Origin of the sequence: Vulgatibacter sp. (assembly GCF_041687135.1) — a bacterium.
GTDB lineage: Bacteria > Myxococcota > Myxococcia > Myxococcales > Vulgatibacteraceae > JAWLCN01.
On sequence record NZ_JAWLCN010000001.1, the window covers coordinates 261,647 to 274,114 of the forward strand.

The 12,468-nt window shown below is 71.6% G+C and carries 13 protein-coding genes; 10 read left to right on the forward strand and 3 right to left on the reverse strand.

Annotation, left to right across the window (positions count from 1 at the left end; genetic code table 11):
• Nucleotides 1-121: 121 nt before the first annotated feature.
• Entirely contained in the window at nucleotides 122-772 is a 651-nt protein-coding gene (gene nth / locus ACESMR_RS01250) for an endonuclease III (RefSeq protein ID WP_373045209.1), read from the forward strand.
• Here the strand turns inward: nth and ACESMR_RS01255 are convergent.
• The 3 genes from ACESMR_RS01255 to priA form a co-directional block, all read right to left on the reverse strand.
• Complete coding sequence (locus tag ACESMR_RS01255) at nucleotides 756-1,319, reverse strand: hypothetical protein (protein ID WP_373044375.1); 564 nt, start codon at nucleotides 1,317-1,319, stop codon at nucleotides 756-758. The genes nth and ACESMR_RS01255 overlap by 17 nt on opposite strands.
• Before the next feature lie 95 nt (nucleotides 1,320-1,414).
• Nucleotides 1,415-1,939 carry a peptide deformylase gene (gene def, locus ACESMR_RS01260; RefSeq protein ID WP_373044377.1) on the reverse strand — a complete coding sequence of 175 codons (525 nt, stop codon included), beginning with the start codon at nucleotides 1,937-1,939 and terminating at the stop codon, nucleotides 1,415-1,417.
• A 149-nt stretch (nucleotides 1,940-2,088) separates the two neighbouring features.
• Nucleotides 2,089-4,317, reverse strand: a complete 2,229-nt coding sequence (gene priA, locus ACESMR_RS01265; protein WP_373044379.1) for a primosomal protein N' — start codon at nucleotides 4,315-4,317, stop codon at nucleotides 2,089-2,091.
• Between the two features lie 168 nt (nucleotides 4,318-4,485).
• On the opposite strand from priA, the gene galU reads away from it, so the two are divergent.
• From galU to ACESMR_RS01310, 9 genes are all read left to right on the forward strand, one after another.
• Nucleotides 4,486-5,373, forward strand: a complete 888-nt coding sequence (gene galU, locus ACESMR_RS01270) for a UTP--glucose-1-phosphate uridylyltransferase GalU (RefSeq protein WP_373044381.1) — start codon at nucleotides 4,486-4,488, stop codon at nucleotides 5,371-5,373.
• A 99-nt stretch (nucleotides 5,374-5,472) separates the two neighbouring features.
• Nucleotides 5,473-7,275, forward strand: a complete 1,803-nt coding sequence (locus ACESMR_RS01275) for a hypothetical protein (RefSeq protein WP_373044383.1) — start codon at nucleotides 5,473-5,475, stop codon at nucleotides 7,273-7,275.
• 5 nt (nucleotides 7,276-7,280) lie between these two features.
• Nucleotides 7,281-8,099: a sigma-70 family RNA polymerase sigma factor gene (locus tag ACESMR_RS01280; RefSeq protein ID WP_373044385.1), complete on the forward strand. Its 819-nt coding sequence runs from the start codon at nucleotides 7,281-7,283 to the stop codon at nucleotides 8,097-8,099.
• Between the two features lie 131 nt (nucleotides 8,100-8,230).
• A complete protein-coding gene (locus tag ACESMR_RS01285) occupies nucleotides 8,231-8,758 on the forward strand; it encodes a sigma-70 family RNA polymerase sigma factor (protein WP_373044386.1) in 528 nt (175 codons plus the stop codon).
• A gap of 4 nt (nucleotides 8,759-8,762) precedes the next feature.
• Nucleotides 8,763-9,491, forward strand: coding sequence for an anti-sigma factor family protein (locus tag ACESMR_RS01290; protein WP_373044388.1), 729 nt, complete (start codon nucleotides 8,763-8,765; stop codon nucleotides 9,489-9,491).
• Nucleotides 9,492-9,618: 127 nt separating this feature from the next.
• Nucleotides 9,619-10,323: a cytochrome c biogenesis CcdA family protein gene (locus ACESMR_RS01295; protein ID WP_373044390.1), complete on the forward strand. Its 705-nt coding sequence runs from the start codon at nucleotides 9,619-9,621 to the stop codon at nucleotides 10,321-10,323.
• Nucleotides 10,324-10,388: 65 nt separating this feature from the next.
• Nucleotides 10,389-11,237: a hypothetical protein gene (locus tag ACESMR_RS01300; protein ID WP_373044392.1), complete on the forward strand. Its 849-nt coding sequence runs from the start codon at nucleotides 10,389-10,391 to the stop codon at nucleotides 11,235-11,237.
• A 63-nt stretch (nucleotides 11,238-11,300) separates the two neighbouring features.
• Nucleotides 11,301-11,615 (forward strand): chorismate mutase, encoded by a 315-nt coding sequence (locus ACESMR_RS01305; RefSeq protein ID WP_373044394.1) that lies wholly within the window; start codon nucleotides 11,301-11,303, stop codon nucleotides 11,613-11,615.
• Nucleotides 11,612-12,466, forward strand: a complete 855-nt coding sequence (locus tag ACESMR_RS01310; RefSeq protein WP_373044395.1) for a prephenate dehydrogenase — start codon at nucleotides 11,612-11,614, stop codon at nucleotides 12,464-12,466. Before ACESMR_RS01305 ends, ACESMR_RS01310 begins: the two co-directional genes overlap by 4 nt.
• Nucleotides 12,467-12,468 lie beyond the last annotated feature (2 nt).

The following is a 12,468-nucleotide window of genomic DNA, read 5'->3' on the forward strand; positions in this document are numbered from 1 at the left end:
CGCTGCCGCGAGCAAGAGCGCGGCGAAGAAGCCCGCCCCCAAGAAGGCGCCGGAAAAGAAGGCGCCGGCCAGGAAGGCCGCGGCGAAGGGCAGGGCGACGGCGAAGGCGAAGGGCCCCCGCATCCCCACCGAGGCCGAGCGCCTCCGCGCCGTGCAGGTGATCGATCACCTCGACGACGAGATGCCCGAAGCCCACATCGAGCTCGACTACACCACCGACCTCGAGCTCCTGGTGGCGGTGATGCTCTCGGCGCAGTGCACCGACGCGATGGTGAACCGCTGCACCCCGAGCCTCTTCGCCGCCTACCGCAGCGCCGCCGACTACGCGAAGGCGCAGCCCGAGGATCTCCACCCCCACATCTCGCGCTGCGGCCTCTACCGCAACAAGGCGAAGAACGTGGTGGCGGCGATGCAATCGATCGAGACGGAGTGGGGCGGCAAGCTCCCGCCCACCCGCGAGGCGCTCGAGAAGCTCCCCGGCGTGGGGCGCAAGACCGCCGGCGTCGTCGCCGTGCACGCCTTCGACGGCCAGGCCTTCCCCGTCGATACCCACGTCGGCCGCCTCGCCCGCCGCCTCGGCTTCACCGCCCACGAGGACCCCGACAAGGTGGAGCTCGATCTGCAGCAGCTCTTCCCGCCGCAGCGCTGGGGCAAGGGCCACCAGCTCCTCGTCTGGCACGGCCGCCGCACCTGCTACGCGCGCAAGCCGGCGTGCTCCCGCTGCGTGGTCGGCGATCTCTGCCCGCGGAAGGGCGTCACCGACGCGACGTGAGCCGCTCGCAGATCCCCGCCTCCGTGCAGGCGAGGCCCTCCGCACAGGCGATGCTGGTGCCCTCCACGCCCCAGGGACAGGCCTCGCCCTCCGCTGCCGGATCCACGCAGCGGCGCTGCACGCAGACCCGCCCGTCGGCGCACACCGCCGTGGTGCGGGTGCTGCAGCTGCCGCCCTCCACCACGCTGCCCGGCTCGGTGCAGAAGCGCCCCTCGCTCCTGCTGCCCGGGTTGCAGAGCGCCTCCTCGTCGGCGCAATCCCACGCCGAGTCGCAGGGCTGCCCGTAGCGGCCCGGCGGCATGCAGCGATCCGGCTTGTAGCCCAGGTTGCACCGCAGATCCGGGTGGCATTCGTCGACGCCGTCGTTGCAGCGGTCGCCCTCGCCCAGGTAGTCCCTGCACTCGGTGCCGCCGAAGAGGAAGGGATCGTGGCACCAGGCGTCCGGCCCGCAGTCGTCGTCGAAGGCGCACTCGTCTTCGTCGCCGCCGAAGTCGAGGCAGCCCGCGAGCAGCAGGCACGGCAAGAGCACGCGGATCGCAAAACGCATCGTTCCCCCGGGCGAAGAGCAGCCGACCCCAGGAACGAACGAAGGCGTGGCAACCGGCCACGCCTTCGCAAAGAGCGGCAGAAACGAACGCCCGATCAGGCCTCCGCGCCGCCGTGCTCCTTCTCGCTCTTCACCCGCTTCATCCGCTTGCGGATGAGCTCGCGCTTGAGCGCGGAGAGGTGGTCGACGAAGACCACGCCGTTCAGGTGATCGACCTCGTGCTGGATGCACACGGCGGTGAGGCCGGTCGCCTCCATCTCCACCGGGTTCCCGTCGCGATCGAGGAAGCGGACCTTCACGAAGGCGGCGCGCTTCACCTCCTCGGCCTCACCCGGCACCGAGAGGCAGCCCTCCTTGTACTTCATCGACCCCTCGGTCTCGAGGATCTCGGGGTTGATCATGGCGAAGGGCTTCACGTCCTCGTCGGCGCCGGAGGTGTCGACGGTGACCACCCGCTGCATCACGCCGATCTGCGTGGCCGCCAGGCCCACGCCGTCGGCGCGGTACATGGTCTCGAACATGTCGTCGATCAGGGCCCGGACGTTGGCGTCCACCGCTTCCACGGGGAGCGCCTTCTCCTTCAAGCGGGGATCGGGCCAGATGAGGATTTCGCGAACCATGATTTCGACCTTGCCTGGATGATGGGAGTCGCGCCGGCAACTCGCCGCAAAACTAACCGGACGCCCCCTCGTGGGCAACCGGCCCGCCCACTTCGGAGCACCTATTCAGAAACGTTGGGATGCATATGGCATTCCGCCGTTGCGGGCCCCTAGAGCATCGAAGCGGGGTCTACGTCCAGCGCCACCTTCACCCCGGGCGGCGCCTGGTCTGCCACCTCGGCGAGCCGCCGCGCTACGGTCTGGATCGAGCGCACGCCGTCTCCCAGCACGAGCACCTGGAAGCGCATCCGCCCACGCAACTTCGCGATCGGCGCCGGCGCAGGCCCCAGGACCTGCACCCCGCCGCCTTGCGTCCACTTGCGCGCCGCCTCCGCGAGCCTGCGGGCGAAGCGCTCGGTCGCCACCCCGTCCTCGCCCTCGAGGCGCAGCGCCAGCATGCGGCGGAAGGGCGGGTAGCCGAGCTCCCGCCTGCGCTCGAGTTCCGCCCCGGCGAAGGTCTCGAAGTCGTGGGTGCGGACGCAGGCGATCGCCTCGGCGCCCGGGTTGAAGGTCTGGACCACCACCCGCCCCGCGTCCCTGCCGCGCCCCGCGCGCCCCGCCACCTGGGCGAGGAGCTGGAAGGTCCGCTCCGAGGCCCGGAAGTCGGGCAGCCCGAGCCCCACGTCGGCGAGGATCACGCCGACCAGGGTGACGCCGGGGAAGTCGTGGCCCTTGGCCACCATCTGCGTGCCGACCAGCACGTCGGCCTCGCCGCGGGCGAAGGAGGCGAGGATCCGGGTGAGCTCCGCCGAGGTCCCCGCCGCGTCGCGATCGAGGCGCAAGGTGCGCGCGTCGGGGAAGCGCCGGGCCAGCTCCTGCTCGAGGCGCTCGGTGCCGATGCCCAGCACGAGCAGCTCGCCGTTGCACGACGGGCACGTATCCGGCTTGCGGACCCGGTAGTCGCAGTAGTGGCAGCGGAGCTCGTTGCGGTGGAGGTGGTGGGTGAGGGCGACGTCGCAGGCGTGGCAGCGTGCCCCCTCGCCGCAGGCGGCGCAGACCACCATCGACGCGTTCCCGCGCCGGTTGAGGAAGAGGATGGTCTGTTTGCCCGCTGCCAGCGTCTCCTCGATCGCCGCTGCCAACGTGGGCCCGACCAGCTCGGTCTCCGCCCGCTCCGCACCCGGTGGCGGCTCCGCGCGCCGGCCTTTTCGGGAGAGATCGACCAGCTCCACCTCGGGCAGGGGCCGCGAATCGACCCGCTGGCGCAGCTCCACCAGCCGGTACCTGCCGTCCCGTGCGTTCTTCAGCGTCTCGAGCGACGGCGTCGCCGAGCCGAGCACGCAGGGCACGCCGAGGAGCCGGGCCCGGTACACCGCCAGATCCCGGGCGTGGTAGCGGAGCTTCTCCTCCTGCTTGAAGGAGGGCTCGTGCTCCTCGTCGACGATGACGATCCCGAGGTCCCGGACCGGCGCGAAGACCGCCGAGCGCACCCCCACCGCGATCCTCGCCTCGCCGGAGAGGAGCCGCCGGAATTCCTGCGAGCGCTCCCGATCGGAGAGGCCGCTGTGGAGCACCGCCACGTCGGGGCCGAAGCGCGAGCGGAAGCGGCCGGCGAGCTGCGGCGTCAGCGCGATCTCCGGCACGAGCACCAGCGCGCCCTTTCCCTTCGCCCGGGCCTCCGCGATCACGCGCAGGTAGACCTCGGTCTTTCCCGAGCCGGTGACACCGTGGAGGAGGAAGGTCTCGAAGCGCCCCAGGGCCTCGCCGATCTCCTCGCACGCCCGGGCCTGCGCCGGCGTGGGGGGGTGGGCCTTCTCCTGGCGGAAGGCGGCGTCGTCGGCCTTGCGCTCCACGCGCACCAGCCGCACCAGCCCCCGCTCCTCGAGCTTCTTGAGCAGGGCAGGGGCCCCCTTCACCGCGAGCTTGAGCTCCTCTACCGGCGCGCTGCCGCCCCGGGCGGCGAGGTGCTCCACGATCGCCGCCTGGCTCCGGGAGCGCCCGAGTGCAGCCCGCGCCACCTCCGGCGACTCGATCAGCTCCACCGCCTCGATGGCGGGCGCCCGCTCCGAACGCTCCCTGCCCACCTCGCCGACCCGGCCCAGATCCGGCGGCAGCGCCCCGCGCAGCGCCTCGCCCAGCGGGTAGAGGTAGTAGTCGGCGGCGAAGCGGAGCAGGGCGAGCACGTCTTCGGGAAAGACCGGGCCGTCGTCGAGGACCTGCTCGACCGCCTTGACCTGCCCCTCCGGCGCAGCGGTGGCCGGGCCCAGGTAGAAGCCGATCGCCCGCCGCCTGCCGAAGGGCACGACGAGGCGCCGGCCCGGCTCCAGGGCGAGCGCATCGTCCGCTTCGTAGGTGAAGGTGCCGCGCACGGGGGCGCCGACTGCGACTTCGATCCGCACGGCGCGCACCCTACCACCAGCCACCGACATCCGTGCCCCGCCGAGCGTCCACGGACACGACAAACCCCATGGGCAAGCGGTTGTCGGGCCGCCCATCCGACGACTAAGGTGCCCCGAAAGCGGGGACGCGAGGGGGCACGTGGGCTCCGAACCCTGCACGAGGCAACGATGACCGACTCCCCGATGAAGGTTCGTAAGTGCGTGGTCCCTGCTGCTGGCCTGGGCACCCGCTTCCTCCCCGCCACCAAATCGGTGCCGAAGGAGCTGCTGCCGATCGTCGATACGCCGACCCTGCAGATCATCGTCGGCGAAGCGCAGGCCGCCGGGATCGAGGACGTGATCCTCATCACCTCCCGCGGCAAGACCTCGATGGTCGACCACTTCGACCTCTCGCCGGAGCTCGAGGAGACCCTGGGCAGCAGGGGCAAGACGAAGGAGCGCGACGCGATCCGGGCGATCAGCCGGATGGCCCGCCTCGTCTCGATCCGCCAGCACGAGCCCCTCGGCCTCGGCCACGCGGTGCTCCAGGCCGCAGGCGCCGTGGGTGACGAGCCCTTCGCCGTGATCCTCGGCGACGACATCATCGACTGCGACGCGCGCCCGGCGATCAAGCAGCTGGTCGAGTGCTACGAGCGCACCGGCAAGGGCGTGGTGGCGCTGATGGAGGTCCCGCCGGAGGAGACCTCGATGTACGGCATCGCCGCCGGCACGATGATCGACGAGCGCACCATGCAGATCGAGCGGATGGTCGAGAAGCCGAAGACCAACGCGCCCTCGAACCTGGCGGTGATCGGCCGCTACGTGCTGCCCGGCAAGATCTTCCGCTATCTGCGCGAGGTGAAGCCCGGCCACGGCGGCGAGATCCAGCTCACCGACGCCCTGGCGATGCTGGCGGCGGAGGGGCAGCTCGTCGGCTACAAATTCGAGGGCAAGCGCTACGACGCGGGCGATCGCCTCGGCTACGTGAAGGCGAACATCGCCTTCGCCCTGAAGCGCCCGGAGCTCCGCGAGGGGCTGGTCCCCTGGATCCGGACGATGCTCGCCGGGATCGAGTAGGAGACGGGCCAACCCCCCGCCCGGTCGGCCCTACCGCTGGCGGGGGGAGGCGCGAACGACCTTCCCACCCCGAAGCCTCCCTGGGCTAGGATGCGCGCGATGAAGCGCATCCCTTTCGCAGCGTTGGCCTGCGCCCTCCTCCTCGGTCTCGCCCTGCCCGCAGCGGCGCAGACCGCTCCCGCCAACGCCCCCGCCGCAGCAGCAGTGGAGACCGCCCCAGCGGTGCCCTCCGCGGCAGCAGCCGTAGAGGCCGCTCCGGCACCTGCGCCCGTGCGCAAGGTGGTGCGGCCCAACGGCCCGGTGCGGCGGCCGCCGCCGGCTCCCTCGATCTTCGATCTGAACGAGAAGGAGCAGGACTTCGTCCGCATCGCGGCGGCGCTCGCGGTGATCGGGCTGCTCCTCTGGAGCTGGCAGCTCGAGGAGAAGGGGCAGGGGAAGAAGTTCCGGGTGCCCCGCCGCGCCGCCATCGCCTTCCTCGGCCTGCTCGGCGTCTTCGGCTGGTTCAACTACGGCAAATTCCACAGCGGGACCTTCGTCCACGTCTGGGAGCACTACCACTACTACATCGGCGCGAAATACTTCCCCGAGCTCCGCTACGCGCGCCTCTACGAGTGCAGCGCGATCGCCGAGACGGAGATGGGCCGCACCGCGCAGGTCCGCGCCCGGATGATCCGCGACCTGGCGGATACCAACCTCATCGGCCCCACCACCGACGTGCTCGCCAACCCCGAGCGCTGCAAGCAGCACTTCACGGCGGCGCGCTGGGAGGAGTTCAAGACCGACATCCGCTTCTTCGTGAACCGCCTCGGCGGCCGCTGGGCGGAGTCGCAGAAGGATCACGGCTACAACGGCACGCCCTGGTGGAACATCTCCGGCCAGCTCCTCGCCAACGCCGTGGGCCCTGCCAGCGAGCGGAGCATGTTCCTCCTCGCGCTCCTCGATCCGCTCTTCATCTGCGTGGCCTTCGGCTTCATCTGGTGGGCCTTCGGCCTCGAGATCTTCGCGGTGGCCGCCACCTTCTTCGCGGTGAACTTCCCCTCCCGCTACTACTGGAACGGCGGCGCCTTCCTCCGCTACGACTACCTCGCCTACGCGATCATCGGCATCTGCCTGCTCAAGAAGCGCAAATCGGCGCTGGGCGGCGGCTTCCTCGCAGCCACCGCGGCCTTGCGGCTCTTCCCGCTCTTCTTCGCGGTGGGGCCCGCGGTGCAGGGCATCTGGCACCTGGTGAAGAAGAAGGCGATGCCCACCGAGCACAAGCGCATCCTCGTCGGCGCGCTGGTGGCGAGCGCCCTCCTCGTGCCCACCTCGCTGGTGGTGGCCAACGGCGGCACCGAGCTCTTCTCCGAGTTCAAGCACAACACCCAGAAGCACTCGGACACGCCGCTCACCAACCACATGGGCCTGCGCACCTTCGTCTCCTGGCGCCCCTGGGACAACGCCAAGAGCCTGAAGAACCCCAGGCTCGACGACCCCTTCCAGACCTGGAAGGAGGAGCGCCTGGCCAACTTCGATCAGCTCAAGCTGCTCTTCCTCGCGCTCAACCTCGCCTTCCTCTGGGCGGTGTGGCGCGCCTCTCGCGACGAGCCGGCCTGGTTCGCCGCCGCCCTCTCCGGCACGGTCCTCATCACCACCGCTGCGGAACTTACCTGCTACTACTATGCGTTCCTGATCCCCGGTGCGTTCCTCATGGAGAAACGCAAGGAGATCGGCCTCTGGCTGATCGTGCTGGGCATCGGCACCCACGCGATCACCCGGCTCGGGATCTGGGACGACGACAAATACGTGTGGATGAGCGTCGCTTCGGTGGCGTGGTGCGTGAGCACGCTCTATGTGCTGCTCTCGCCCGAGGCGAAGACCGAGGCCAGCGCCAGGGCCACCGTGGCGGTAGCGGGGAAATAGGACGGATGGAGAGCGATCGCGATCTGCTGGTGAAGGCCAAGGGCGGCGACCGCCGCGCCCTCGACACGCTGCTGCGCAAGCACGAGCCGAAGGTCTTCCGCTTCGGGCTGCGCATGTGCGGCGACGAGGAGGCGGCGCGGGAGGTGCTCCAGCGCACCCTGCTCACCGCCTTCGAGCAGCTCGGCACCTTCCGCGAGGACGCCCAGCTCTCCACCTGGCTCTATTCGATCGCCCGCTCCTTCTGCAGCCGCCACCACCGCCGCACCCGCTCCGCGCCGCTCCACGACGTGGCGCTGGACGCACCCGGCGGCGATCAGGCGCTTCCTCCCGCGGAGGATCTCGACCCCGAGAGCAAGGTCGCCCAGGCGGAGATCGCCGAGCTCCTCGGCGCAGCGATCGCCGCGCTGCCGGACGCCTACCGCGAGGTGGTGGTCCTCCGCGACGTGGAGGGGCTCTCCGCGGAGGAGGCCTCCGCGGTGATCGGCATCGGCGTGCCCGCCTTGAAGAGCCGCCTCCACCGGGGCCGGCAGATGCTCAAGGCCCACCTCGCCGCGCTCCTGCGCGAGGAGGGGCGGAGCGTGGGCGGCGTGCAGGCCTGCGGCGGGCTGGCGAAGGAGCTCGAGGGGCTGGCCGACCAGGAACTCGACCAGAACGCCTGCGCCGCCATCGAGGAGCACGTCCGAGGCTGCAGGCCCTGCGCCGCCACCCTGGGCAAGCTCCAGGAGACCGCCGCCCTCTGCAGCAGGCTGCCGAAGGGCGAGGTCCCCGAGCCGGTCCAGCGCGCGGTGCGCTCCGCCCTGCTGGACGCCCTCGGAGGGGGCTGAACCCTCTCGGCGTGCGGGCGGCTCGGACCCGGGATGGCGTTTCCAGACCCCCGGGAACTTAACGAGCGGCCCTGCGTGTCTCCATCGAACGAGCGGTCCGAAGGGGATCGCTCGTGACGATAGAGAGGACCTTGGACGCCCACCACTTCACCCGGCTGATCGAGCCGCACCTCGACGTGCTCCATCGCCTGGCCCGGCGCCTCGCTCCCACGCGGGCGGACGCCGAGGACCTGGCGCAGGAGGCGCTCGTCCGTGCCTTCGAGAAGCGGGACGCCTTGCGCGATCCCGGCAAGGTGCGGGGATGGGTCCTGGCCACGATGCGCAATCTCCACCTCAACCGGATCCGCGACGAGAAGCCGCACCTGCTCGTCCTCACCGGCGACAAGCCGGACGAGGCCGGGGCCGGCGAACCCCGCGGCGATCTCGAGCGGGAGCTGCTCGACCGGCACCTGCCGGACGAGCTCTTCCTCGCGATGCGGGCCCTGCCGGAAGAGCAGGCCTCGGCGATCTGGTTGCGCGAGGTGGAGGGGCTCTCCTACGAGGAGCTGGCCGAGGCGATGGGTACTCCGATCGGCACCGTTCGTTCCCGCCTCGCACGGGCCCGTGCCGCGCTGCTCGAAGAGATGCAGCCGGCGCGGTGTCGTGCCTCTGGAGCCTGAAGTCATGAGCTGCCTGAACGACGAGCTGCTGGGAGAGGTCATCGACGGCGTCGCCGCCGCGGCGACCCTCGCCCACCTCGAGAACTGCGACGCCTGCAGCGAGCGCGTCGAGGCGATGCAGGGGCTCGGGGCGCTGCTGCGCGCCGTCCCGCTGGCCCGCGAGCGGGCGCCTGCGGCGGTGGTGGGGACCCTGCGCGGCCTCGAGGCCGGCGCGAGCAGCGAGGGGCGGCGGCGGTGGCGCGCGTTCACCGGCTTCGTCGCAGCCGCTGCAGCCGCTGCGGTGCTCGTCGTCTCGCCCACCGGCGGCGGCGTCCCCGTGGCCCTCGCCGACGAGGCGGTCTCGCACCACCTGCGCTCCTTCGCCAACGGCACCGCGTGGGAGATGGAGAGCACCGATCCCGCGCAGGTCGCCTCGTGGCTGAGCACCGGCCTCGGGCAGGAGGTGCAGGTGCCGACGCGGCCCGGCCTCGAGCTGGTCGGCGCGCGGCGCTGCTCCCTCTTCGGCGAGCGGGCGGGCGCGGTGATCTACCGCGACGTCGCCGGCACCGCGGTGACGATGTTCGTGCCCGCCCCGGGCAGCGCCGCCGAGCGCGCCTGCGAGCGGGCGGTGGGCGAGTGCAGCCAGGCCCGCGACGGCCAGACGGTCTGCGTGGTCGAGGGCGAGGACGGCAGCCCCCGCGTCCTCGTCGGCGAACTTCCCGCCGCGCAGCTCTGCCAGGTGGCGCAGGGCTGAACGTGCGCGACCGGGAAAGAGAAGCCTCGTCGCTGCAGGCGGCGGGGCTTTTTTGCGCTCGCTCGCCGAGCGGCGGAACCACCTGGGAGCGAACCGTGTCCTCGTCTGCAAAGGAGATTCGCAGTCGATGACCTCCCTCACCTTGCCGGCAGCCTTCGCAGCGGGCGCCCTCTCGTTCCTCTCGCCGTGCGTCTTCCCGCTCGTGCCCGGCTACCTCTCCTTCCTCACCGGCAGCGCGGCGGGGGAGGGCGGGAGCCGGCGCCGCGCGGTGCTGCTCGCCTCCTTCTTCGCCCTCGGCTTCGGCCTCGTCTTCGTCGCCCTCGGCGCCACCGCCTCCGGCATCGGCCAGATCCTCGGCGAGCACCGCCGCTGGCTCGAGCTCGCAGGCGGCGCGGTGGTGCTCCTCTTCGGCCTCCACCTCCTCGGGCTCCTGCGCATCTCGCTCTTCTTCCGCGAAGCGCGCTTCCACAAGCTCCCGGCGCCGAAGGGGCCTGCGGGCGCGCTGCTGATCGGCGCCGCCTTCGGCTTCGGCTGGTCGCCCTGCGTGGGGCCGCTCCTCGGCGGCGTGCTCACCCTCGCCGCTGCGGAGTCGACCATCGGCCAGGGGATCTGGCTCCTCGTCGCCTACGCGCTGGGGCTCGCGCTCCCCTTCGTTGCGTCGGCAGCTGCCCTCGATCGCTTCCTGGTCGCCTCGAAGCGGATCCGGCCGATGCTCCCGTGGGTGGAGAGGACCGGCGGCGCGTTTCTCGCCGCTTTCGGCCTGCTGCTCCTCACCGGCAACGTCGGCGTCGTGGCCCAGTACCTCCCCGGCTTCGAGTCGCTGGCGTTGTAGGCGGTTCCGCTGCAGCCGCCCGGTAGCTCTGGCGCCGGCGCGCGGCGCTGCTAGGATGCGCCGCGATGACGCGCCCGAGCCTCCGCACCAGCCTCGCCTTCGCTGCCACGGCGCTCCTGCCCGCTGCTGCAGCGGCACAGGTCCCGCCCAACGCGCAGGACCTCTCCTCCACCCGCGCCCTCGCCATGGGCGACGCGTTCCGCGCGGTGGCCTCCTCCAACGAGGCGATCTACTTCAACCTGGCCGGCATGGCGCTGGCGCCGCGCTACGAGCTCGACCTCGCCTACGGCTTCAACAACGGCACCGACCTCGACCTCTACAACGGCTCGATCGTCGACGCGAAGTCGACCACGCTGGCCACCGGCCTCGCCTACAGCCGCCTCGTCGCCGACGGCCTCGACGGCCACGTCGCCAACCTCGGCTTCGCGCTGCCCATCGGCAATCGGGCAGCCGTCGGCTTCGGCCTCAAATACCTGAACTTCTCCTCCCCCGAGGACACCAACGCCATCACCGGCGACGTGGGCCTGCTCCTCAAGCCCATCGATCTGCTCTCGGTGGGCCTCGCGGCCTACAACCTCATCGACGTGAGCAGCGTCGAGGCGCCGCGACGGGCCGCCATCGGCGTGGCCCTGGGGAGCGACACCACCTTCCGCCTCGCCTCCGACGTCACCTTCGACTTCAGCGGCGACGAGACCGGCCTCACCTACCACGCTGGCGGCGAGTACCTGCTCGTCGGCGCCTTTCCGCTCCGGGCCGGCTTCAAGCGCCTCGCCGAGACCGATCGCAACTACGTCTCCGGCGGCATCGGCTTCATCGCCCCGGAGGCGGGGCTCGAAGTCGCCTACGTGCAGAACATCGGCGAGGGGCAGGGTGAGGATCGCACCTTCAGTTTCACGCTGAAGTTCTTCCTGTAGGCGGCGCCCCGGCGCGAAGGCCTACACTTCTCCCGGCAGCGGGCCGTGATAGGTTCGCGGCCGATGTCGTTGCTGCAGCCAATCCGGGGCACGATCCCCCTTCAACCGACCAGCGCCGCCGCGGTGGCCGAAGCGACCCGGCGCCTCTGCACCGAGCTGCTCGCCCACAACCGGCTGCGTCCTGGCGACGTGGTCGCTGCGCGCTTCGTCGGCGACGCCGGCATGGCCGTCCCGCCCCTCGACGCAGCGCGGGCGGTGGGCTGGACCGGCATCCCGATCTTCTTCACCCGCAGCCCCGCAGCCAGCGGCAGGCTCGAGGTGGAGGCGCACGTGCGGCTCGTGCGGCGCCGTCGCCTCAAAGTCCTGGAGCTCTCGTGAACGTCACCCCTCCCGAACCGCCCTATGGCGTGATCGGCCTCGGCCTCGTCGGTGGATCCCTCGCCAGGGCGCTGGCCCGCTCGCTTCCCGAGGCGCGCCTCGTGGTGGTGGAGCCGGACCCTTCCGCCCGGGCGGCGGCGCTCCGCGACCGGATCTCCAAGGACGCCCTCGAGGCGCCGGGGCCGCTCCTCTCCGAATGCAACCTGATCTTCCTCTGCGTGCCGACCACGGAGCTGCCCGGGCTGCTCCCGCAGCTTGCGCCCCATCTCCGTCCCGACGCGATCCTCGCCGACGTGCTGCCGGTGAAGGCCTCGGTGGAGCGGATGGTGGCAGAGGCGCTTCCCGACGCCCGCTTCGTCGGCTGCCATCCGCTGGTCGGCGGGCGCGATCCGACCGGCTGGTCCCGCTCCCGCCCCGATCTCTTCGTGGGAAGGCCGGTGGCGCTCTGCCCGCGGGACGGGCAGGAGTCGCTGGCTGCAGGCGTGGGCACGGTCTGGGCCGCGCTGGGCGCGAGGCCGGTCGTCCTTCCCGCCGAGGAGCACGATCGGATCGTGGCGGCGACCAACCACGCTCCCTACCTCACGGCCCTCGGCCTCGCCCGCGTCGCCGCCGCGACGCCGGGGGCGGAGCGGCTGGTGGGCCGCGGGCTCGAGGAGGCGCTGCGCCTGGCAGGCTCCGCTCCCGAGATCCTCGCCACCGCCGTGGCCGCCAATCCCTTCGCGCCTGCGGTGATCCGCGTGCTGGCCGACGAGCTCGTCCGCCTCGCCGATCTGGCGGAGAACGATCCGGCGGGCTTCGAGGCTGCCGCTGCCGAGGCCCGCGAGGCCCGCGCCCGCCTCGCGCCGGAATAGCC